Annotated in this window: 18 protein-coding genes; 15 read left to right on the top strand and 3 right to left on the bottom strand. The window is 69.3% G+C overall.

What is annotated here, in order from left to right; translation table 11 throughout:
* Window positions 1-117: 117 nt before the first annotated feature.
* Window positions 118-2160, top strand: coding sequence for a c-type cytochrome (locus V5F66_RS10545; RefSeq protein ID WP_394093816.1), 2043 nt, complete (start codon window positions 118-120; stop codon window positions 2158-2160).
* 140 nt (window positions 2161-2300) lie between these two features.
* On the opposite strand, the gene V5F66_RS10540 is transcribed toward V5F66_RS10545, so the two are convergent.
* Both V5F66_RS10540 and V5F66_RS10535 read right to left on the bottom strand, forming a co-directional pair.
* Window positions 2301-2609, bottom strand: a complete 309-nt coding sequence (locus V5F66_RS10540; protein WP_012113783.1) for a hypothetical protein — start codon at window positions 2607-2609, stop codon at window positions 2301-2303.
* Between the two features lie 180 nt (window positions 2610-2789).
* Entirely contained in the window at window positions 2790-3431 is a 642-nt protein-coding gene (locus tag V5F66_RS10535) for an arylesterase (protein WP_394053202.1), read from the bottom strand.
* Window positions 3432-3537: 106 nt separating this feature from the next.
* On the opposite strand from V5F66_RS10535, the gene V5F66_RS10530 reads away from it, so the two are divergent.
* From V5F66_RS10530 to hemN, 12 genes are all read left to right on the top strand, one after another.
* Window positions 3538-4263: an ABC transporter ATP-binding protein gene (locus V5F66_RS10530; RefSeq protein WP_012113781.1), complete on the top strand. Its 726-nt coding sequence runs from the start codon at window positions 3538-3540 to the stop codon at window positions 4261-4263.
* On the top strand, window positions 4263-6818 hold the full coding sequence (locus V5F66_RS10525; RefSeq protein WP_394093815.1) for an ABC transporter permease: 2556 nt from the start codon (window positions 4263-4265) through the stop codon (window positions 6816-6818). Before V5F66_RS10530 ends, V5F66_RS10525 begins: the two co-directional genes overlap by 1 nt.
* A 136-nt stretch (window positions 6819-6954) precedes the next feature.
* Window positions 6955-8310 (top strand): DUF3422 family protein, encoded by a 1356-nt coding sequence (locus V5F66_RS10520; RefSeq protein WP_394000956.1) that lies wholly within the window; start codon window positions 6955-6957, stop codon window positions 8308-8310.
* Between the two features lie 134 nt (window positions 8311-8444).
* Window positions 8445-9086 carry an MBL fold metallo-hydrolase gene (locus V5F66_RS10515; RefSeq protein WP_041575329.1) on the top strand — a complete coding sequence of 214 codons (642 nt, stop codon included), beginning with the start codon at window positions 8445-8447 and terminating at the stop codon, window positions 9084-9086.
* Window positions 9087-9122: 36 nt separating this feature from the next.
* Window positions 9123-9842, top strand: coding sequence for a DUF1045 domain-containing protein (locus V5F66_RS10510; RefSeq protein WP_394093814.1), 720 nt, complete (start codon window positions 9123-9125; stop codon window positions 9840-9842).
* Entirely contained in the window at window positions 9824-10453 is a 630-nt protein-coding gene (locus V5F66_RS10505; RefSeq protein WP_394093813.1) for an LbetaH domain-containing protein, read from the top strand. The genes V5F66_RS10510 and V5F66_RS10505 overlap by 19 nt, the downstream gene beginning before the upstream one ends.
* A gap of 182 nt (window positions 10454-10635) precedes the next feature.
* The gene (locus V5F66_RS10500) at window positions 10636-11337 is read left to right on the top strand and encodes an alginate O-acetyltransferase AlgF (protein ID WP_394053194.1); all 702 of its coding nucleotides are present in this window, start codon (window positions 10636-10638) and stop codon (window positions 11335-11337) included.
* Between the two features lie 13 nt (window positions 11338-11350).
* Window positions 11351-12751: an MBOAT family O-acyltransferase gene (locus V5F66_RS10495; RefSeq protein WP_394093812.1), complete on the top strand. Its 1401-nt coding sequence runs from the start codon at window positions 11351-11353 to the stop codon at window positions 12749-12751.
* Between the two features lie 6 nt (window positions 12752-12757).
* On the top strand, window positions 12758-13840 hold the full coding sequence (locus V5F66_RS10490) for an alginate O-acetyltransferase AlgX-related protein (RefSeq protein ID WP_394093811.1): 1083 nt from the start codon (window positions 12758-12760) through the stop codon (window positions 13838-13840).
* Complete coding sequence (locus tag V5F66_RS10485; RefSeq protein ID WP_394000944.1) at window positions 13837-14841, top strand: alginate O-acetyltransferase AlgX-related protein; 1005 nt, start codon at window positions 13837-13839, stop codon at window positions 14839-14841. Before V5F66_RS10490 ends, V5F66_RS10485 begins: the two co-directional genes overlap by 4 nt.
* Before the next feature lie 180 nt (window positions 14842-15021).
* The gene (locus V5F66_RS10480; protein ID WP_394093810.1) at window positions 15022-18495 is read left to right on the top strand and encodes a bacteriophage N4 adsorption protein A; all 3474 of its coding nucleotides are present in this window, start codon (window positions 15022-15024) and stop codon (window positions 18493-18495) included.
* A 262-nt stretch (window positions 18496-18757) separates the two neighbouring features.
* A complete protein-coding gene (gene hemN, locus V5F66_RS10475) occupies window positions 18758-20161 on the top strand; it encodes an oxygen-independent coproporphyrinogen III oxidase (protein WP_394093809.1) in 1404 nt (467 codons plus the stop codon).
* Between the two features lie 128 nt (window positions 20162-20289).
* Here hemN and V5F66_RS10470 read toward each other — a convergent pair whose 3' ends face one another.
* Window positions 20290-20952, bottom strand: a complete 663-nt coding sequence (locus V5F66_RS10470) for a helix-turn-helix domain-containing protein (RefSeq protein ID WP_041575325.1) — start codon at window positions 20950-20952, stop codon at window positions 20290-20292.
* A gap of 217 nt (window positions 20953-21169) precedes the next feature.
* Between V5F66_RS10470 and V5F66_RS10465 the strand changes: the two genes are divergently transcribed.
* Together V5F66_RS10465 and fixJ are read left to right on the top strand one after the other, a co-directional pair.
* Entirely contained in the window at window positions 21170-22675 is a 1506-nt protein-coding gene (locus tag V5F66_RS10465; protein WP_012113768.1) for a sensor histidine kinase, read from the top strand.
* The gene (gene fixJ, locus V5F66_RS10460) at window positions 22668-23309 is read left to right on the top strand and encodes a response regulator FixJ (protein ID WP_012113767.1); all 642 of its coding nucleotides are present in this window, start codon (window positions 22668-22670) and stop codon (window positions 23307-23309) included. Before V5F66_RS10465 ends, fixJ begins: the two co-directional genes overlap by 8 nt.
* Window positions 23310-23364: the final 55 nt, after the last annotated feature.

Here is a 23364-nt window from a genome sequence, read left to right as displayed (position 1 = left end):
GGGCAACTCGCCGGCCGCGCCGGTGGGTGCATTCGGGAAAGACCGGGCTGCATCAATGTCTCTATCTTGTAAGATGTCCAAGCTAGAGCAACGGAACAAGATTCGACGGGGGGCAGAATGGTCAGGGCTTCAGGATTTTCCCGCAGGATCGCCGCGCTGGCGGCCGCCACCTTCCTGAGCGCCGGCGCGCCGGCGGTGGCGCAGATCGCCACCTATCCGGTGGCCGACGCGGCCAAGGACGCCGACCTCGTGGCGCGCGGCGAATATCTCGCCAAGGCGGCGGACTGCATACCCTGCCACACCGGCGACAAGGCCAAGCCCTTCGCCGGCGGCTTGGGGCTGAACACCCCGTTCGGCATGATCTATTCGCCCAACATCACCTCGGACCGCTCCACCGGCATCGGCCTTTGGACCTATGATCAGTTCGTGAACGCGGTGCGCAACGGCATCCGCAAGGACGGCGCCTACCTCTATCCCGCCATGCCGTTCGACGCCTATACGGAAATCAGCGACGACGACATGAAGGCCCTGTGGGCCTTCGTGAGGCGCATTCCGCCCATTCCCAACACTCCGCCGGCCAACGGGCTGGAATTCCCCTTCAACGTGCGCCTCGGCATGCTGGCGTGGCGCGAGCTGTTCTTCCAGAACGCCCGCTTCGTCCCCAACGCAGCCAAGAGCGCGGAATGGAATCGCGGCGCCTATCTGGTGAATGCGCTGGGCCATTGCTCGGACTGCCACACCCCGCGCAACATCATGGGCGCCACCAAGGGCAAGGCCCATTTCCTCGGCGCCGACGTGGATGGCTTCTGGGCGCCGGACATCGCCACCGATGCGCTGATGAAGGATGGCTGGACGGTGGACACCCTCTCGGTGTTCCTCAAGACCGGCTCGGCGCCCGCCAAGACCTCGGTGTTCGGCCCCATGGCCGAGGTGGTGCATGACTCCCTTGGCTTCCTCACCGATGCCGACCGTGCCGCCATCGTCACCTATCTGTTCGATTCACCCCGGCCGGCGGACGTGCCGGCGCCACAGGCGGCCTCGCCGCTGCCGGCCGCCGTCTACACCCGCGCCTCCGCGCTTTATGTGGACAATTGCGCCGTCTGCCACATGGACAAGGGCGCCGGCCGCGGCGACACGGTGCCGGCGCTGGCCGGCAATCCGGCGGTGGTGGCGGTGGAGCCCTACAACATCATCATGGCCGTGCTCGGCGGCCTGCCCACCGGCGGCACCTACGGCGCCATGCCCTCCTTCGCCGGCCGGCTCGACGACCAGCAGATCGCCGATCTCGCCAATTATGTGCGCACCTCCTGGGGCAACACCGCGGCGCCGAACGTGACCGCTTCCATGGTCGCCTCCTGGCGCGCCACCACCCATGTGCCGGACTATGGCACGCAGGCGGCGGACGCCTTCACCTGCCCCGACGTGGGCGGCGCCCCCGGCTCGGACGGGCCGGACCCGAAGGCGGTGGCGGCGCTCTCCGCCATGATGGCCGGCGGTCAGCACTCCATTCCCATGATGGTGGACGCCTACAAGGCCGCCTCGGGCAGTGCTGGCAGCGGCACGGTGGTGGATGCGCTCACCGCCGCCTATTGCCCGGTGGTGGCCAAGAGCGACGCGCCGACCTGGCAGAAATATGCGGAGCTGCGCCGCTTCACCCTGCAGACGGCGCTGGAGGTGTCGCGGCGGACCATCACCGGCCCGGTGGACAGCCAGCCCATCGCCTGGGCGCTGCCGGTGGGGCCCGGTCTCGTCCTGAAGGAGCCGAAGAGCCTCGTGGGCAAGCTCGCCTGCCCGGCCGATGACGGCAAGGCGGTGCCCGCTGACCTGTCCGCCGCCGCCACCAAGCTGCTGGGCACGCCCAAGCCGCCGATGGCGGGGGATGCCATCTCCACCCTCGCCACGACGCTGTACCAGCAGAAACCCAAGGCGCCCCCCGCCGACGTGGCCAATGCGCTGATCGCGGCCTATTGCCGGGTGGTGGTGGCCGAGCCCAACACCACGGTGGCGGACCAGAACGAGCTCTTGAACGGCTTCGCCGGACAGGCGGTGCAGGCGTTGCAGCTGCTGCCGCCGCGCAAGGTGGTGGTGGAGGTTCCAACCAAGCCGGCGGCCCCTGTGCCCGCGCCCGCCGCTGCGCCGGCACCCGCCAAGAAGAAGTAGGACCGCGCCGCCGCGGCTCGGATTTGAGCCGCGGCGCAAGGTTCCGTTAACGATGTTTCACATGAAACGGCCGTCCCGGAGGCTCCGGGACGGCCGCTTTCGTTTCAAGGGGGTGGGCGCCGCCGGCGCCCGATCGCCGATCAGTCGTGCTTGGTGTCCTGGAGGCCGTCGTGGACCTGGAACACCACATTGCCCTCGCGCCACGCGAAGGGGGCGGCGGGGTTCTGCACCTTGATCTCGCTCTGGGGGATGAGCTTGTCGCAGAGCATCACCAGGATGGCCTCGATGGGCGCGCTGGTGTCGTTCTCTTCGGTCATGCGGTCGATGGAGATTTCCGCGCCCTCCACGCCGTCTTCTTCAATATGCACGATGAAAATCTCTTCGTGGCCATGAACGCCGTGGGCGGTGACACGGAAGGTCTCGCCCTGATACTCGAATTCCCGAACCATTGTCATTCTCACTGTTGTTTCAAGCAAATGGGGACGCAAACGCAACGAATGGGGCAGGGCGATCCCTCCCGGAAAGCGGCGGAATTTAGATGAATGATTATGGATTGGTCAAGTGCTGATGGCTGGTGCCAAAAATGCTGAAAAATTAGTCAGAAAGGCTGGCCTATCGCCCACGCCCGCCTATTTTCCCTTGGCTTGAACCTGCGCCACCAGCTCCTCCGCCTTGGGCAGGATGCCGGAGACGATGCGCCTGACGCCCTCGGCCGTGGGATGGAGGCCGTCCGGCTGCACCAGCGCGCGCTCGCCGGCCACGCCGTCGAGGAAGAAGGGATAGAGCAGCACTCCTTCCGCCGCGGCGAGTTCCGGGAAGATAGCGTCGAACGTCTCCTGATAGGGCCTGCCCAGGTTGGGCGCGGCCTTCATGCCGGCCAGCAGCACGGTGATGCCGCGCCCCTTCAGCCGCTGGACGATCTCGGTCAGCGCCTTGCGCGTGGTGGCGGGGTTGAGGCCGCGCAGCATGTCGTTGGCGCCCAGCTCCACGATCACCGCGTCGGTGCCCTCGCGGATGGACCAGTCGAGCCGGGCGAGGCCCTGGGACGCGGTCTCGCCGGAGACACCGACATTCTCCACGCTCACGTCGAGCCCCTTGGCCTTCAGCGCCGCCTCCAGCTGGACCGGGAAGGCAGCGCTGGCGGGCAGTCCGTAGCCGGCGGTGAGGCTGTCGCCGAAGGCGACGATGCGTACCGTCCGGGCCTCGGCCGCCGAGGCGGCTCCCGGCCCAGGAAGGCCTGACGCGAACGTGAACAGGCCGAGCGCGGCCATCAGCCCCGCCAGTGCCTTAAATGCCGTCTCCCATAGGTGAGCGCGCCGGCGTTCTCCGGTGGCGATCGTCGCAGATCCCTTTTTTCGAGCCACGGCATTTTCAGGCATGGATGATGTGTCCTCTCCGCGTTCCACCATTGCGCTGTCGCACGTGGATCTCTCCCTGGGAACCGGGGCGGCCCGGGTTCATGTCCTGAAGGACATCTCTGTCGAGATCGGGGCGGGGCAGGCCGTCGGGCTGGTGGGGCCCTCGGGTTCCGGCAAGTCCACGCTGCTCATGGTGATGGCGGGCCTCGAGCGCGCGGACAAGGGCCGCGTGACAGTCGCCGGCACCGACATCACAAGGCTCGGGGAGGATGCGCTGGCGCGGTTTCGCGGCCGGCACATCGGCATTGTGTTCCAGTCCTTCCACCTCATCCCCACCATGACGGCGCTGGAAAATGTGGCCGTCCCGCTGGAGCTGATGGGTCGCACCGACGCCTTCGCCCGCGCGGCGCAGGAGCTGGAGGCGGTGGGGCTTTCCGCCCGCGCGCAGCATTATCCTGGACAGCTCTCCGGCGGCGAGCAGCAGCGGGTGGCGCTCGCCCGCGCGCTCGCCCCCGAGCCGCCCATCCTCGTCGCCGATGAGCCCACCGGCAATCTGGACGAGGCCACCGGCCGGCAGATCATGGACCTCATCTTTTCCGTCCACCGGGCGCGCGGCACCACCTTGGTGCTGGTCACCCACGACACGGCTTTGGCGCGGCGCTGCCAGCGGGTGCTGTCCCTGCATTCCGGCGTGGTGAAGGACGACAGCGCGATGGCGCCGCGCGCCGGCGCGGAGGCGCTGTGATGGCGGCGTTCGTCGCCGCCGCTCCCCGATTGCCCCGGTCCCTGCGCTTCGCCTTGCGTGAATTGCGCGGGGCGCGGCGGGGCTTCGGCGTGTTCCTCGGTTGCCTGGTGCTGGGCGTGATGGCCATTGCCGGCATCGGCTCCTTTGCCGGCGCGCTCACCCAGGGGCTGGAGCGGGAGGGTCGCGCTATCCTCGGCGGCGATGCCGCCTTCACCCTGGTGCAGCGCGAGGCGAGCGCCGACGAGCGCGCCGTGCTCGAAAGCGCCGGCACGCTCGGCACCACCGCCCTGCTGCGGGTCATGGCCCGCACCGCCGGAGGTGATGCGGCACTGGCCGAGGTGAAGGCGGTGGACGGTCGCTATCCCCTGGTGGGGCAGGTGGCACTCAGCCCGCCCGCGCCGATCGCCGAGGTGCTGGGGGAAAAGGGCGGCTTCTATGGCGCGGCGGCGGACCCGGTGCTGCTCGGCCGGCTCGGCCTGAAGGTGGGCGACCGCCTGCTTTTGGGCGATGCCATGGTGGAGGTGCGGGCCGTGCTCGACAGCGAGCCGGACAAGCTCTCCTCGGGCATCGGCTTCGGCGCGCGGCTCCTGGTGTCGCAGGCGGTGCTGCCGCAGACCCGGCTGATCCAGCCGGGAAGCCTGGTGCGCTGGAGCCATCGCGTGGCGCTGGCCGATCCCGCGCCGGCGGCCCTCACCGCCTTCATGGATGCCACCCGCGAGCGCTTCGGCGCGGCGGGCTTCGAGATGCGCACCCGCGACGGCGCCACCCCGCAACTCGCCCGCAATGTGCGGCGCATCAGCCAGTTCCTGGCGCTGGTGGCGCTCACCGCGCTCATGGTGGGCGGGGTGGGGGTCGCCAATGCAGTGTCGAGCCATCTGGCGGCCAAGCGCGAGGTCATCGCCACCCTGAAGGCGGTGGGGGCGACGCGGCGGGACATCTTCCTCATCTATGCCGCCGAGATCGGGCTCATCGCGGCTCTGGGCATCGGTATTGGTCTTGTGCTGGGGGCGGCGCTGCCGTTCGCGGCGAGTGCGGCCATCGGCGCTTTGGTGCCGTTTCCGCTGGAGCCGCGCATCGATCCGGCGGCGCTGGCGCTGGCAGCGCTCTATGGTGTGCTGGTGTCGGCCCTGTTCTCATTGCTGCCGCTGGCGCGGGCGCAGCAGGCGCGGGTTTCCGCCCTGTTCCGCGACGGCATCGGCGAGCCGGCGGCGAAGGTCGGCGTCGGCACTTTTCTCGCGGTGGCGGGGGTGGGCGCGGCGCTGGTGGTGCTGGCGATGGCGACGTCCGAGGACCGGCGCGCCGCCGCCGTCTTCCTTGGCGCGGCGGCTTTGGTCTTCCTGCTGCTGCGCGGGGTCGCCGCCGGCCTGATGGCGCTGGCCCGCCGGTCGCCCCGGCCCAAGGATGCCATGGTGCGCCTTGCGCTGGCCAATGTGTACCGGCCGGGGGCGCTCACGCCGTCCGTGGTGCTGTCCCTGGGGCTCGGCCTGTCGCTGATGGTGGGCATCGCCCTCATCGATGCGAGCCTGAGCCGTGAACTGGCCGGCCCGCTGCGGCAGGCGGCGCCGAGCTTCTTCTTCGTGGATGTGCCGAGCGGCGAGGAAGCGGAGTTCCGCGCCTTCCTGGCGGCAACCGCCCCCGGCGCCGAGGTGAAGGCGGTGCCCATGCTGCGCGGTCGTATCACCAGGGTGAAGGACACCCCCGCCGAGGAGGTGAAGCCACGCGCCGACGCCGCCTGGGTGCTGCAGAGCGATCGCGGCATCTCCAGTGCCGCCGAGGTGCCCGAGGGCTCGCGGGTGGTGGCAGGCCAATGGTGGACCGGCGACGAGACCGAGCCCCTGGTTTCCTTCGACGCGGAGCTGGCCAAGGGCCTCGGCCTCGCGCTGGGGGACAGCGTGACCGTCAACGTGCTCGGCCGCTCCATCACCGCGCGCATCGCCAATCTGCGGGAGGTGAAGTGGGAGCGGCTCGGCATCAATTTCGTCATGGTGTTCTCGCCGGCCACCTTCGCCGGGGCGCCGCACACCGTGCTCGCCACCCTCACCTTTCCCGATGGCGGCGACACCGCGCGGGAGGTGGCCCTGCTGAAGGCAGTGGCGGGGCGGTTCCCGGCCATCACCACGGTGCGGGTGAAGGAGACGCTGGAGGAGGCCCAGCGCATGCTGGACAACCTGTCGCTGGGCATCCGCGCGGCGAGCCTCGTCACCCTCATCACCTCGGTGCTGGTGCTGGCCGGCGCGCTGGCGGCGGGCCGCGAGGGCCGCATCTATGATGCGGTGATCCTGAAGACGTTGGGGGCGACGCGGGGCCGGCTCATGTTCGCCTATGGCCTCGAATATGCGGGGCTCGGGCTCGCCACCGCGCTGGTGGCGGTGGCGGCGGGCAGCCTTGCCGCCTTCGCGGTGGTGACGCAGGTGATGGACATCGGCTTCAGCTTCTCGATGCCGGCCGCCGCTGGCGCGGTCATCGGCGCGCTGGTGGTCACCGTGGGCGTCGGGTTGGCCGGAACCCTGCGGGCACTTTCGGTGCCGCCGGCGCGGGTGCTGCGGCATCTGTGAGGGGGAGGGCTGAGCCCTTCCCGATCGCCTCCGCCTCTGCCCTCCGGTCCGGTGCGACGCTTGTGACGGGCCATGCGCCTTGATCGCGCGCCGCTGCCGTGCCAGCACGGAGAAAACACATAGGGGAGCGGACGCAATGGCCAATGGGCGCTCGGGCGGCGAGGCCGATCTCGTCATCGGCGAAGGGCGGGCGCTGCACGCCCATCCCTTGCGCGCGCAGGTCTTGCGCGAGCTGCATGCGCGCCCGTTCGCGCCGGTGCAGGCGCCGAGGCGCATGCTTCACGCCGCCTTCCTGCTGGATGCGACCACGGCCCAGGCCGACCGTGCCGCCGTGGCGGCCCTTTGTCACGCGCGCGGGCTTCCCACGCCGGCATCGAGCGCCAAGTATCATCACGTCTCGTTCGGCGGCGCCGAGTTGCGCTGGGAGAGCCACGCCGAATTCTGCACCTACACCTGGGACCTGCCCTCGAGCGGCATCCAGCCCGGCGGCCTGCCATTCCAGCCGCCGGCGGCAACTCTGGCGAGCCCGTTCGGAGAGGTGCCGCAGCCCGGCCCGCTGCTGGTGGCGGTGGATCTCCATCTCGTCCCCGACACCGCCGAGGATTTCTTTCTCGACCAGGTGTTCGACCGCTCCAGCCTTGCCCGCTCCGACGTGAACGATGGCCTGGCCGAGATTGCCACCGACTTCATGCCTGACCCCTCCGGCTTTGTGCGCATCCTGGTGCGCAACCGAGGCCTCGGGGCGGAATCAGCTGGTGCGCTGGTGCAGCGCCTGCTGGAGATCGAGACCTACCGCACGCTGGCGCTCCTCGGCCTGCCGGAGGCGCAGCGCCTGTCGCCGGAGGTGGCGCGCATCGAGGCGCGCCTCGCCACCGCGGCGACCGCCATGACCTCAGCTAAAGGCCTGGTGGACAACAACAACCTCCTGAACCAGCTGGTCGGCCTTGCGGCCGAGCTGGAGGCGGGGGCGGCCGGCGCCCTGTTCCGCTTCGGCGCCAGTCGGGCCTATATGGAGATCGTGCGGCTGCGCCTTGCCACCATCCGTGAGGTGCCGGTGACGGGCTTTCCCACCTGGCAGCAATTCCTCGATCGCCGCATGCAGCCGGCCATGCGCACCTGCTTCGCGGTGGAGGAGCGGCAGGAGAAGATCGCCCGCAAGCTCTCCAACGCCGCCGATCTGCTGCGTACCCGCGTGGACGTGGAGCTGGAGCAGCAGAACCGCGACCTGCTCACCTCCATGAACGAGCGCACCCGCCTGCAACTGCGCCTGCAGCGCACGGTGGAAGGCCTCTCGGTGGCGGCCATCTCCTATTATGTGGTCAGTCTGTTCCACCACCTGGCCGAGGGCATCCACGAGAGCGGGATCGACGTGCGGACCCTCGGCATCCATCTGGACGTGGGTCTCGCGACGGCGATCGCAGTGCCGTTGGCGGTGCTCGGCGTGTGGTCGGTGGTGCGGCGAATCCGCCGGTCCCACGGCGACAGCGACTGACGCCGGAGGCCTTTCGCCCATCGCGGACCATCGGCCATCTTGCGTCCGCGCCCATCCTGCCGGACCCTTTGCAACCTTACCGGAGACGGGCCACGCCCGCCGCCGGCTCCAAATGCGCTCTCGCGGAGCCCTTCATGCAGCCGATCCAGATCGCCGTCGTCCCCGTTACGCCGTTCGAGCAGAACTGCTCGCTGTTGTGGTGCACCAGGACCATGAAGGGCGTGGTGATCGATCCCGGCGGCGATCTCGACAAGATCCGCTCGGCCATCGCCGAGACCGGGATCAGCGTGGACAAGATCCTTCTGACCCACGGCCATGTGGACCACGCCGCCGGCGCCGCCGAGCTGGCCGAAACCCTCGGCGTGAAGGTGGAGGGGCCGGGGGAGGCTGACCAGTTCATCATGGACGACATCCCCGCCACGGCCGCCAAATATGGCATCCCCAATGCCCGCGCGGTGACGCCCGACCGCTATCTCAGCGAGGGTGAAACGGTGAGCGTGGGCGATCTCACCCTCGATATCCTGCACGTGCCCGGGCACACGCCGGGCCATCTCGTCTTCGTGCACAAGGGCGTCGGCATCGCCATCGTGGGCGACACCCTGTTCCGCGGCTCGGTGGGGCGTACCGACTTTCCCTATGGCGATCCGGACCTGCTGATCGCGGGCATCGTCGGCAAGCTGCTGCCGCTGGGGGACAATGTGGTCTGCCTGCCCGGTCATGGCCCTGTCACCAGCATCGGCGACGAAAAGGCCCACAACCCGTTTCTGCCGCGTTGATCTTCCGCCCGTGACGCGCAAGGAGGCGCTGCCACCGTGACCGCCCCGCGCTATGCCCTTTATCTCGCGCCGTCCGCCGAGAGCGCCCTGTGGCGCTTCGGCTCGTGCGTGCTCGGCTACGATGCGCAGACCGGCGGCGAGCCGACCTGCCCCGATCTGCCCGGATTCGATGCCGAGGCCTGGCATGTGGCCACCGCCGAGCCCCGGCGCTACGGCTTCCACGGCACGCTGAAGGCGCCGTTCCGCCTTGCGGAGGGGAAGACGGAACAGGACCTCGTGGATGCGGCCGCCGCCTGCGCCGCCGGCCACCATCCGTTCGAGATGCCGCCTCTGGAGGTCCGCGCCATCGGCCCGTTCGTGGCGCTGGTGCCTGCGGTGGCGGCGCCCAAGCTCGATCACCTCGCCGCCTCCTGCGTGCTGGAGCTGGAGGGCATGCGGGCACAGCTTTCGCCGGCGGACATGGCGCGGCGCAAGCCGGATCGCCTGTCGGCGCGGCAGATGGGCTATCTTGAAACCTACGGCTATCCCTATGTGCTGGACGAGTTCCGCTTCCACATGACGCTCACCGGCCCGCTGGCCGAGGGCGAGCGCAGCCACGCCATGAACGCCCTTGCCGACGCCTACCGGGCCAGCGGCGCGGAGGTGCCGGTGAACATTGGCGATATCGCCCTTTATGTGCAGGACACGCCCGCCGCGCGCTTCCGCATCCTCACGCGCCTGCCATTCGGGGGTGAGCCTTGCGGGGGCCTCCTGTGAAGGCGCTGGGGGAGACCCCCCTCATCGATCCCACCGCGCAGGTGAAGGCCTCCACCCTCGGCCGCTATACCGAGGTGGGCGCCCGCACCAAGCTGCTCGAAGTGGAGATGGGTGACTATTCCTACGTGGTGAACGACGCCGACATCGCCTATGCGCGCATCGGCAAGTTCTGCTCCATCGCCGCCATGACGCGCCTCAACCCGGGCAACCACCCCACCTGGCGGGCCTCGCAGGCCCATTTCACCTATCGCGCCTCCGCCTATTTTCCCGGCGAGGAGGACGAGGCGGAGTTCTTCCAGTGGCGCCGCGACCAGCGCCTGACCCTCGGCCATGACGTGTGGATTGGCCATGGGGCCGTGGTGCTCGCCGGACGCAGCGTGGGCACCGGCGCGGTGGTGGCGGCAGGGGCGGTGGTGGCCAGGGATGTGCCGGCCTACGCCATCGTTGCCGGGGTGCCGGCGCGGGTGGTGAAGGAGCGCTTCCCGGCGGACATCGCCGCGCGCCTCCAGGCGCTGGGGTGGTGGGATTGGAGCCATGAGCAGCTTCGGACGGCCCTGCCGGACTTCCGCGCGCTCCCCATCGAGGCGTTCCTGGAGAAGTACGAAGGTTGAGCCGGGCGCGCCGACCTCGGTCACCATGCGTAACCATAGGCGGCGATGGTTGGGCGGCTCGGTTGTCTGCGGCCGGCGCAGGGCCTAACTGTCTAGCGTTCGAGCGAGGCGCGACCCCCGGATCTGATCTTGGGGCCACGCCGAAGGCTTGAGCCGTCTTCAGGCTGGTCAGGGGTCCGCGCATGCCTGTTTTCCATCGTGTCACGCGAGCCGCCGCAAGCCGGATCGCCGTTGGCCTCGGCGCGCTTGCGCTCGCCCTGGGAGGCATCGGCGCACAGGCGCAGGAGCTGACCCGGCTCTATGCGCCCAAGCCCCCGGCCGGCTCGGCCTATGTGCGGGTGATCGACCTGTCCCGCAGCGGCGCGCCCATCGCCTTCGGATCGGGTCCTGCGGCACCGGTGCCACAGGACGACACGGCCACGATCTATCGCGTGGTGAAGGGTGGGGCGCCGCTCGCCCTCAGCATCGATGGCCGGCCGGTGGCCGGGGAGATCGTGCCGGCGGCGGACGCCTTCTCCACCGTGGTGGTGCCTGCGGGCGGCCCGGCTGTGGTCGTCGCCGATTCCACCGAGGGCCGCAACGACCTGAAGGCCCAGCTGCGCTTCTACAATCTCGTGCCCGGCTGCGACGGCGCGGTGACCGTGGCCGATGGCGGCCCCACCGTGTTCGAGGCGGTGGCGCCCAACGCCACCCGCCAGCGCGCCATCAATCCCATCGAGGCGATCCTTGCGGCGACCTGCGGGGCGGCGGCCTCTGGCCCCCTCACCCTGCCGCCCTTGAAGGCGGGGGACCATTACAGCCTGTTCCTGCTGCCGGGCGCCTCCGGCCCGGTGCTCACCGGCCAGCGCGACGAGACGGAGCCCTATCGCGGCGCCGCCAACTAGCCGGGCGGGGTCCATGGTCTTCGCCTCCGACAGCTTCCTGTTCCTGTTCCTGCCGGTGTTCCTCATCGTCTACGCGCTGACGCCGGGGGCGGCGCGAAACCTTGCCATCCTCGCCTTCTCCTGGCTGTTCTATGCGTGGTGGCGGGCGGACTTCCTGCCGCTCATCGTCTCCATCGCCGTGTGGTCCTGGGCCACGGGCCTGTGGATCGCGCGGACGGACGGCGCAGGACGGCGGCGGGCGCTGATGGTGGGGATCGCGTGGCCGCTGGCCTCCCTCGTCTGGTTCAAATACGCCAACATGTTCGTGCATTCGGCCGGGGCGCTCGGGGCCTCGGTCTGGGGCTGGCAGGACGTACTTTTGCCCATCGGCCTCAGCTTCTTCGTGTTCGGCGCCATCTCCTATTCCACCGACGTGTTCCGCGGCACGGTCGCGGCCGAGCCCTCGTTCGTGAACTACGCCACCTACCAGTCCATGTTCGGCCACCTCGTGGCCGGCCCCGTGGTGCGCTACGAATGGGTGGCGCAGCGGCTGAAGGCGCGCACCTTTCACCGCGCCGAGTTCATGTTCGCGGTGGAGCGCTTCATGCTCGGCTTCGCCCAGAAGGTGCTCATCGCCGACACGCTCGCCCCCATGGTGGACGCGGGCTACGCCCTCGCCGAGCCGACCACGGCGGACGTGCTCTTGGCGGTGGCAGGCTATACGCTGCAGCTCTATTTCGATTTTTCCGGCTACAGCGCCATGGCCATCGGCCTCGGGCTGATGGTGGGGCTGAAATTCCCGGAGAATTTCGACAATCCCTATCTCGCCATTTCGCTTTCCGAGTTCTGGCGGCGCTGGCACATTTCCCTGTCCAGCTGGCTGCGCGACTATCTCTACATTCCGCTCGGCGGCAACCGGGGATCCACCGGCCGCGTCTCCATGAATTTGCTGGTCACCATGGGTCTCGGCGGCCTGTGGCACGGAGCGAGCTGGACCTTCCTCATCTGGGGCCTGTGGCACGGCTTCGGCCTGATGGTGGGGCGGGTGTGGAGGGCCGCGCGCCTGCCCGGCACCGGTGCGCTGCCAGGACGCGCGCTTCTTGGCCATGTGCTCACCCTCGCCTTCGTCATGGTCGGCTGGGCGCTGTTCCGCGCCGCGAGTTGGGATGAGGCGGGGCGCATCTTCTCCGGCCTCGCCGGCGCCCACGGGCTTTCGCTTTCGCCCGCCATGGGGGCGGCGCTCCGGCCGCTGGAGCTGGTCACCCTCGCCCTCGGCATCGGCCTCATCTATCTGCCGAAGCTGATGCGCATTGACCCTTCCGCGCCCAATCCCGGCCACGCGCTGCGAGCGTGGACGGCGCTGCCCCTGTTCCTGTTCGCGGTGTTCGTGCTGCAAGGGCGGATTGTCGTGCCCTTCCTCTATTTCCAGTTCTGACGCGCCATGACGCGCCTCGCCCGCACCCTCGCCACCCTGGCCTTCCTGGCGCTGATGCTCGCCGGTCTCGGCTTCGTCGCGGCGCGGCTCTCGGGCTCCGAAAGCCGGGAGGCGCTTGCGGCCGTTGCCGGCCCGGCCGACTTCCTCGAAGGCCGCTTCACCGCCGTGCTGGACAAGCAGGTGGTGGCCGCCTTGCCCAAGCTGACGGCGCTCGACGACATGGCTTCGGGCCTTGCCTATCGCCTTCTCGGCGATGCCGGGCCGCTGGTGCGCGCCGGGTGCCCGGGCTGGCTGTTCTATGCCGACGAGATCGTCGAGCCGCGCGAGCGGGAGGCCCCTGTGGCCGAGCGCATCCGGCTCGCCGCGAAGATCCGCGATCATCTCGCCGCGCAGAACATTGACCTTGTGGTGCTGCCGGTGCCCGACAAGGCCTTGCTGGCGGCAGACAGGCTTTGCGGCCTGCCGGTGGCGGATCTGGCGGCCAAGCGTTCCGCCGCGTGGTGGGAGGGCAGCCGTGGCCTCGGCCTCGACCAGGTGGAGATCGCGCCGGGCTTTCCCGGCGCGGACGGTTTCCTGCGCACCGACACCCATTGGAACCCTCTGGGCGCGCGCCTTGCCGCCACGCGTGTGGCCGAGCATGTGGCGCGCAAGATCGGCGCCGGGACCCAGAAGGTGACGCTGAAGGAAAGCGCGCCGCATGCGCGCGTGGGCGACCTCATGCGCCTTGCCGGGCTGGAGCGCTCCTGGCCGTGGTCGGGTCCCGAGCCCGATCAGGTGCCGGACGTGTCCGTCGCCATCGCCCGCAGCGGCGGCCTGCTCGACGACGTGCCCGCCCCCGCGGTGGTGCTGGCGGGCTCCTCCTTCTCGCGCAATTCCGGCTTTCTGGATTATCTGCAGGCGGCCTCGGGCTATGAGGTGGCGCAGAAGAGCGCTGACGGCAGCGGATTTGCCGGCCAGCTTCTGGAGTTTCTGATGAACGAGCCCGAAAGTCTCGCGCAGACACGGCTCATCGTGTGGGAGTTTCCCATGCGTGCGCTCACCCGCCCGCTGACGGAGACCGAACGCCGATTTCTGGGAGATCCGACATGACGCGTCACGCCCTCACCCGCCGCCGGCTTTTGGCCGGCGTCGCCCTCGCCTCGGCGCTCGCCGTCGCGGGGATGGCGGCTCCGGCGGCTGCGCAGGGCCCGTCCGGCGGCACCACCCTCATCATCGGCAAGGACGGCTGGCTGTTTCCCGGCTGGGAGAGCCTCACCGTCCTGGACCGGGCCGGCATCACCGCCAATGTGGCGTTGATCAAGGACGCCAAGGCGGCACTTGCCGCGAGGGGCGTCACCCTCGTCACGCTCGTGGTGCCGCTGAAGGCGCGCTTCTCTGCGGCGCGCCTGCCCGAGGGCACCAGCCTGTCGGCGGACGTGGCGGGGCAATACGACTTCATCCTCGATGAGCTGAAGAAGGCCGGCATCGACACGCTGGACTTGCGGCCCGCATTGAAATCGGTGGAGACCGGACGGCAGACCAGCTTCTACCGGGCCGACTACCACTGGACCGCCTGGTCGTCCGAGGCGGCGGCGGACGCCGTGGCCGCCTTCATCAAGACCAAAGTGCCCAAGCTCGCGGGCTCGCCGGGCGGCGACAAGCTGGGGGAGTGGGTCACCCAGCGCCATCTGGGCGACCTTGCCGAGCGCTTCCTGCCGCCCGACCAGCAGAAGCAGGTGGGCCCCGACCTCTACACCGTGCGCACCCCGCCCGCCGCCAAGGCGTCCCTTCTCGATGGCGGCCCGGCGCCCGTCCATGTGGTGGGCAACAGCTTCGTGCAGCCCTATCTCGGCTTCCCGCAGAAGCTTTCCAATGGGCTCGACCGGCCGGTCTCTCTCACCTGGAACCCCGGCAACGTGGGGCCATGGGTCACCTTCCTCCAGGCCGTGGGCACGCCGGACTTCGCCAAGGCGCCGCCGCAGGTGCTGGTGTGGCAGTTCAACGAGGGGCCGTTCCACAGCGGCCCACACGCCGCCGACCAGTGGGATGCGCCCTCCCTCATGAGCGGTGAGACCTGGCGCGAGCGGATGCGTGCGGCCATCGGGAAGTAAACAGCAAGTTAAGAAGAGAGGTCCGGCGCGCCTCCACGGTGAAGGAGATGGCGCGTTTCTTGTGCGCGCCTGCGGGTTCGCGCCGGATGATATGGTAAACAAAGTATTTATCGAAGTATTCCATTCACCGTATTTCTTAAGGTTAACCATGGCTTAAATAATCCCTGAGAGGGTGGCGCCATGACCACCGCGAATCCTCTCCGCACGGCTCTTCCGTCCCCGTCGCCCCGTCGCCCGAGGGGCCTCAAGCGCACGGCCTTCGGCCTGATGCTGTCCACCTCGGTGGCGGTGGGCTTGCTCGCCGGGGCGATGCCGGCCCGCGCCGAGCCGCCCGAGCTGACCGGCGCGGCCTGGGCCGCGGCCGACCGGGCCTATGCCGCCCAGCGCGACAAGAAATATTCGGAGACGGTCACCTATGCCCGCGAGGCCCTGAAGCTGCGGCCCGACGTGCCGCGCCTGTGGCTGCTGCTGATGGATGCGCTAGAGGCCCAGGGCAAGACCGCCGAGGCGGTGGCCGCCGGCAACCAGGCCATCGCCGCCGGCATCACCGACCAGACGCTGGTGGCGCGGGTACGGGCGCAGAGCAAGATTTTGGCACAGGCGCCCTCGCTCGCCGCCAACAAGGCGCTGGAGGCCTCCAATCCGAAGGCGGCGGTGGAGGCAGCGAAGAAGGCCATCGCGCTGGTTCCGGACGATCTCAGCTACCGCATGCTGCTGGTCTACGCGCTCATCGCCGACGGCCAGATCGAGGCGGCGGAGAAGGCCGCCGGCGAGGCGGTGGAGGTGGATCCCCAATCCTTCCTGCCCCGCACCCTGCGCGGCTATCTGCGAGAGCGGCTCGGCCGCATCGCCGAGGCCGAGCAGGATTTCGACACCGCGCTCAAGGACGAGGTGCTGAGCGGGGCCACCGCGCGCGACGTGCGCCTGGTGATGGCCGATGCCGCCATCGCCGCCGGCCACCCCCAGCGCGCGATCAAGCTGCTGGAGCAGGTGCAGCCGCAGGATGCCGCCATCGCCGGGCGCCTGCGTGTGGCCCGGGCCCAGGAGAAGAACCCGAATCTGGTGCCGGACAAGGCGTTCCAGAGCCTGCCCGTGCCCTACCAGAAGTGTGTCGACACGCCCTACGGTCCTTCGTGCAGCCTCGTGCCCGCCACCACGCCCCCCGGCGGCGGGGTCTCCGACACGCCCGGCTACGATGCTGCGCTCGAAGCCTTCAACGCCTATCGCGACGGCAACGATGCGTTGGCCGAGACCCGCATCCGCGAGGCGCTGAAGGACAATCCCGGCAATCCCACCTGGCGCCGCCTGCTGGTGGACACGCTGGAGCGCGCCAGGAAGTTCAAGGATCTGGACGTCGCCATCCGCGACGCCATCGCCCAGGGCGACACCGATCCGACCCTGCTCGCCCTGCGCGCCGCCAACGAGAAGCGCCTCGCCGAACCGCTGGCGGAACAGGCCATCAAGGAGCTGGCGCGCGGCAAGGCGCAGGCCGCCGTCACCCTCGCGCGGCAGGCGGTGGAGCGGGCGCCGGACGCGCTGGTGTTCCGCATCGTGCTCATCAACGCTCTGATGGCGGCAGGTCAGCTCAAGGAAGCCGAGGCCGCCGCTGCCGGCGCGGTCGCCGACAATCCCCGCGAGCCGCTGCCCCACGTGCTGCGCGGCTATCTGGTGCAGAAGCTCGGCCAGCGCGACGAGGCGGTCAAGGAATTCGACACGGCGCTCGCCAGTCCGGTGCTGACCGATCTCGAAGACCTCAATTTCCGCCTCATCGCCGCCAATGCGGCGCTGGCCGCCGGGCAGGCGGCCGAAGCGCTGAAGCTTCTGGAGCCCCTCGACGCAGGCAAGAACAAGGAAATCGTGCCGCTACACAAGCAGGCGGAGGCACTGGTGAAGGCACCGGGCGGCCCGCGTCCGGCCCTAGTGCAGCCGGTGGTGCTGTGCCAGCCCACGTCCTACGGCATCATCTGCTCGGTGTTCGCCGGCCAGTCCATGCAGGTGGCGGGGGCCGGCCTGAACCCGGCCGCGCCGGGCTATGCCGCCGCCAGTGCCGCCTATGCCGCCTTCGGCAGGCGCGACTATTCAACTGCCATTGCCGAGGCGCGTCGCGCCGTGGACGCCGAGCCGGGCAATACGTCCTACCAGGTGCTCCTGCTCAACGCCCTCACCTCGGCGGGCCGCTACCAGGAGGCCGAGGCGGTGGCGAACCGCCTGCTTGCCGGCAACCCGCGCGATGTGACGCTGCTGGTGCAGCGGGGCAATCTGCGCATGCGGGCGCGGGATTTCACCGGCGCCATCCAGGATTTCCGCGCCGCCCTCGCCTCCGGCCGCCTGCCGGCCGGACAGGTGCGGCAGGTGCGTCTGAGCCTTGCCGACGCCGGCCTTTCGGCCAAGCAGCCGGCCATCGCCCTTGACGCCCTCGCGCCCTACCGGGGCGAGGCGAGCTACGAGGTGCAGGCGCGGGTCGGCTTCGCCGCGCTCGCCCTCGACGACAAGGAAGGGGCGCTTGAAGCCTTCACCCTGGCCGCCGCCGGCGCGCGCAGCGGGCAGGAGCGCATGGCCATGCTCACGGCGCGCATCGGCGTCTTGTCCCAGCTCGGGCGCAAGGAGGAGGCGCGCCAGCTGTTCCTCTCCGCCTACAATTCCGGTGCCCTGCGCGGTATGAAGGCGGTGGACCTCGCGGTGCTGGCGAGCCAGGCGGGCGAAGATGATCTCGCCTACGAATACTTCTCCGAGGCCAACAGCCGCTGGCAATTGCGCGGCACCAACCTGATCAATGCCGGCTATGCGGCGCGGCACACCTATCACAACGCGGAAGCGGTGGATTACTTCAAGTCCGCCATCGACGAGGCCCGCGAGGGCAAGCTCCAGCTTGATCCGCAATATCTCTTCGGCCTCCGGCGCGAGGTGGCGGAGCTGTCGCGGACCTGGGGCGCCTATGCCTCGGTGAGCTACGGCGCGGTGGGCGTCGCCCCCGGCTCCTACCTGGCCCCGCCCTCGCCGGGCGCCAACCACACCATCGGCGCGGGCGGCGAGATCTACTGGCGCCCGCCGGGCATCGGCTATCGCGACGGATCCATCTTCGAGCTGTTCGTGCGCGGCTTCGGCACGCTCTACAGCGATGCCGGCGGACCCACCGGCTTCGACACGATCCAGGGCGGCGCCGGCGCGCGGTGGAAGCCGTTCAAGAGCGAGAACCTGGTGCTGGAGGTGTCGTACCTGTTCCCGGTGGGCCAGTATGCCCGCGACGACGTGCTGCTGCGCGCCGCCTATTCCAAGAGCGAGGGCACCGATCTGCGGGTTGACGTGGACAATTGGCGGGCGTGGCAGATCTATGCCGACTACAATTATTTCCTAATGACGCCGCAGACGGTGGCCACCTTCGAGGCGCGCTACGGCCATGCCTGGCGGCTCGACGCCCTCTCCGACCACCTGGTGCTGTGGCCCTATCTCGCCATCGGCGGCGGCTATGACACCGGCTATGCCACGCCGTTTGCCCTCGGCGCGGGTCCGGGTGCGACCCTGCGCTACTGGTTCAACGAGGACGAATACACGGCGCCCCGCTCCTACCTCGACCTGACGCTGCAATATCGCTTCAAGCTGGCGGGGGACGATCGCGCCGAGGGCATCTTTGCCGGGGCCTTCCTGTCCTATTAATACCATCGGCCTCGGTCGTTGACCGATGCCAAGTGGGTACGCGCCACAACTCGGGTGTTCCCGAGTTGTGGATGTCAAAGCCGGATCCGGCAATGGCCGGAGCCGGGCGCCGCGCGGGCTTGACCAATGACCCATGAGCGAAGCTCACGCGTCATTGGTCTGAGCGGGTGCGACAAAGGGGCATTCAAGGGGGTGGCCGCAGCGCCCGCCCCCTTGCGCCACATCAAGGCGCCGCAAGGGCCGGCGCCGCAAGGTCGCGGCCATGACCCAAGCTTCCTCCTGCCCCGCCCCCAAGCTTGATGCCGCATCCCTCCTTGCCCGCTACGGGCAGCCGGTGCCGCGCTATACGAGCTACCCCACCGCCCCCCATTTCTCCCCCGCCGTCGATGCCGCGACCTATGCCTCGTGGCTCGCTGCCGTGCCGGGGGATGCACGCGTGTCGGCCTATGTGCATGTGCCGTTCTGCGCCGAGCTGTGCCTCTATTGCGGCTGCCAGACGGCGGTGGCCCGCAGCCGCGCGCCGGTGAAGGCTTATGCGGAGCGCCTGGTGGAGGAGATCGGCCTTGCGGCCCGTCACCTGCCGGGTCAATTGAGGCTGTCGCACCTGCATTTCGGCGGCGGCACGCCCACCATGCTCGCGGATGAGGACTTTGCCGCCATTCTGGGCGCGCTGCGCGAGACCTTCGTGTTCGCCCCGGACGCCGAGATCGCTATCGAGATCGACCCCCGCGTGATGGATGCGGACAAGGTGGCGACGCTGGCCCGAGAGGGCTTCAACCGCGCCAGCCTCGGCGTGCAGGATTTCGATCCCGCCGTGCAGCAGGCCATCGGCCGCCACCAGTCGTGCGAGGAGACGCAGGCGGTGGCGGATGCCCTGCGCGCCGCCGGCATCGCCGCCCTCAACCTCGACCTCATGTACGGTCTGCCCCATCAGGACGAAGCTTCCGTCCGCCGCACGGTGGAGGCGGCTCTCGGCCTCGACCCGGATCGGATCGCCGTGTTCGGCTATGCCCATGTGCCGTGGATGAAGAAGCATCAGGCCCTGATCCCGGAAGACGCGTTGCCCGGCGCCGGCGCGCGCCTGGCGCAGGCGGAACTGGTGGCGGACGTGCTCGCCGCCCATGGCTACGTGCCGGTGGGGCTCGACCATTTCGCCCGCGCCTCGGACGCCATGGCGGAACGGGCGGCGGCAGGGACGCTGAAGCGCAATTTTCAGGGCTACACCACCGATGACGCCCCGGTGCTGATCGGCTTCGGCGCGTCCGCCATCGGCGCGCTGCCGCAGGGCTATGTGCAGAACCTGCCCGCCACGCCCCAGTGGCACAAGGCGGTGGAGGCCGGCGCCCTTCCCATCGCGCGCGGCATCGCGCTGACCGACGAGGACCGGCTGCGCCGCCACGTCATCGAGCGGCTGATGTGCGACCTCGCGGTGGATCTGGATGAGGCCTGCATGCAGCACGGCTTCCCGCGCGGCTTCTTCGCCGACGAGATTCACGCCCTGGAGCCGCTGATCGCCGATGGCCTCGCATGGCGCCACGGCGCGGTGGTGGAGGTGCCGGAGGCGAGCCGCCCCTTCACCCGCGTGGTCTGCGCCGTGTTCGACGCGCGTCTGGTGGCAAGCCGGGCCGCGGCCCCGGAGCAGAAGCGCCACGCCGCGGCGGTCTGACGGCGTCGCCATGAGCGAGCCGCGTGGCGGCTCGCCTTACTTCACCCCAAAAAAGAAAAGGCACGCGCCCGGAAGCGCGTGCCGAAGGAGGTATGCCGCAGATGATGCGGCACGCCGGGGGAAACCGGTCAGGAATTCAGGCGCCGCAGCGCTGCTCCGTCGCGCAACACGACGCGGCGGGAAGAGGGAAGGGCGATGGCCGAAATCTCCTCGAGATGGGTCAGGGTCCGCGACACCGTCTCGATGGTGAGGCCGAGGAAGTCGGCGATGTCCTGACGCGACATGGGCAGCGTCACCTCGATTCCGCTCGTGCCCTGGCCGGAGCCGGCGCGCGCCGCCATGTCGAGCAGGAAGGTGGCGACCCGCTCCTGCGCGGTCTTGCGGCCGAGCACCAGAAGATGGGACTGCGCCCGGCCAAGCTCGGAGGCGGTCAGCGCCCACAGGGCATGGGCCAGCTCGGCGTCATCGGCGGCGCGGGAGAACAGGATGCTCCGCTTGACGCGCACCACCTTGCATTCGCTCACGGCCTCGGCAGAGAAGCGGTGGCGGGGCTCCATCTCCCAGCCGAACACGTCGCCGGCGAGGCAGAAGGTCTCGATCTGGCGGCGGCCGTCGCCGAGCAGCTTGCAGATGCGCACGGCGCCCGACAGAACGATGTAGAGATGGTCGGCGGGCTGATCTTCGCCGAAGATCTCAGCGTTGCGGGCATATGAAGCCACGATACCGAGGCGGGCCACCACATCGATGGGGGAGCGGCTCTCGGCCTCGTCGCCCCAGCGCGGAGCGGTCATGGGATGAGCGTAAGCCTTCTGGGCGATCGCTGCAGCGGGGCTCGGCATCGGTTTACCCTTCCATCACGTTGCAGAAAGGGATAACCGGCATTGACGCATCGCAAAATTCGGATCGAACACTTAAGTCGGTGCCCTTAAGTAGTTTTACGGAGGCCGGAACCGGCTGAAGGGGCAGGGTCGCAAAGATGTTTTGGCAAGGGACGGCGTGACAGGCGCGATGGACAGCGTGGTGAGCGATACGGCCGCAAGGCGCCCGGCAGGGCGCGCCGCATGGCCTGATGCCCTGGTCGGCGGCGCGGTGGCGCTTCTCGTCCTCGGGCTCGACGTGGTGGTCGGCTTCCCGCCGTTCCGGGCCGAGGGGCTGATGCTCCAGCTCGCCGGCGTGATGCTGGTGAGCGGGCGGGGGCTGGTCGCCGGCGGCAGCGCGCTGGCGGTGGCCATCGCGGGCGGGGGTGCGCTCGCTCTCGTCACCGGAGCGCGAAACTCCGGTGGCGCCTTCGATCCGGCGACACTGGCCCTGTTCATCGCTGTGGGGCTGGGCATCGCCGTGCTCGGCGAGCGGCTGCGCCGCACGAGGCTCGATGCCGCCGCCCGCAACCGCGACCTGTTGGCCCGCGAGGCGCACCTCTCCTCCATCCTCGACACCGTGCCCGACGCCATGGTGGTGATCGACGAGCGCGGCATCATGCGCTCCTTCTCCAGCGCGGCCGAGCGCCTGTTCGGCTACACGGCGGCGGAGGCGGTGGGGCAGAACGTCTCGATCCTCATGCCCACGCCCCATCGGGAGGCCCACGACGGCTATCTCGCGCGCTACCACACCACCGGGGAGCGTCGCATCATCGGCGTCGGCCGGGTGGTGGTGGGCGAGCGCAAGGATGGCTCCACCTTTCCCATGGAGCTGGCGGTGGGCGAGATGCGCTCCGCCAGCGAGCGCTTCTTCACCGGTTTCATCCGCGACCTGACCGAGCGGCAGGAGACCGAGGCGCGCCTGCAGGAACTGCAGGCCGAGCTGGTCCACATCTCCCGCCTCACCGCCATGGGCGAGATGGCGTCCACGCTCGCCCACGAGCTGAACCAGCCGCTTTCCGCCATCGCCAACTATATCAAGGGCTCGCGGCGCCTTTTGGATGCCGGCACCGTCAAGGTGGAGATGCTGCAGGGGGCGCTGGAAAAGGCCGGGGAGCAGGCCTTGCGCGCCGGCCAGATCATCCGCCGCCTGCGCGACTTCGTCTCGCGCGGGGAGAGCGAGCGGCGGGTGGAGAGCCTGTCCAAGCTGGTCGAGGAGGCGAGTGCCCTCGCCCTGGTCGGCGCCAAGGAACACGGTATCCAGGTGCGCTTTCACTATGATCCCAGGTGCGACCTCGTGCTTGCCGACAAAGTGCAGGTCCAGCAGGTATTGCTGAACTTGATGCGCAACGCCCTGGAGGCAATGATGGAGGCGCCGCGGCGCCAGCTTCTGGTGAAGACCGAGGCGGCGGAGGACGATATGGTGATGATCAGCGTCTCGGATACGGGCCTCGGCATCTCGACCGAGGTTGCACCGCAGCTGTTCACACCCTTTGTCACCACCAAGAAGCACGGGATGGGGGTGGGGCTATCCATTTCCCGCACCATCATCGAGGGCCATGGCGGCCGCATCTGGGCCGAGCCCAACCCGGAGGGCGGCGCGGTGTTCCGCTTCACCCTGCGCGCCGTTGGCGAGGAGGCGGCGCTTCATGACTGATGCACGGATGTCTGCGGTGATCCATGTCATCGATGACGACGAGGCCGTGCGCGAGTCGCTGGCTTTCCTTCTCGCCACCGCCGGCCACACGGTGCACACCCACGCCTCGGCCCGGCATTTCCTGGACGCCGGCATGCCGGCCGCCGACCCGTCCATGAGCTGCATCATCACCGACGTGCGCATGCCGGACATGACCGGCATCGACTTGCTGCAGCATTTGCAGGAGAAGGGCTCCACCGTGCCGGTGATCGTCGTCACCGGCCATGGCGACGTGCCGCTGGCGGTGGAGGCCATGAAGCTCGGTGCCGCCGACTTCCTGGAGAAGCCGTTCGACGATGTGGCCATCCTCGATACGGTGAAGTCCGCGCTGGCGCGGCGCGAGAAGGCCTACCAGCATGATGCGCTGCGCGAGCAGGTCTCGGAGCGCATCGCCGCCTTGTCCCAGCGCGAGCGCCAGGTGCTGGAATGCCTTGTGGTGGGCCAGGCCAACAAGACCATCGCCTACGAGCTGGGCATCAGCCCTCGCACGGTGGAAGTCTATCGCGCCAACGTGATGACCAAGATGAAGGCGCAGAGCCTGTCCGAGCTGGTGCGCATGGCGCTGCTGGCGGGCATCTCGCCCAAGGCGGCATAGGGGTAGCATCATGGGGTGTAGCACTATCGTGCCGCCGCTTGATCTAGCGCAACGC

The sequence above is a fragment of the Xanthobacter versatilis genome (assembly GCF_043193975.1).
Lineage (GTDB): Bacteria > Pseudomonadota > Alphaproteobacteria > Rhizobiales > Xanthobacteraceae > Xanthobacter > Xanthobacter autotrophicus_E.
The sequence above is the reverse complement of the archived record's forward strand: the minus strand, read 5'-3'. Positions and strand labels throughout refer to the sequence as shown.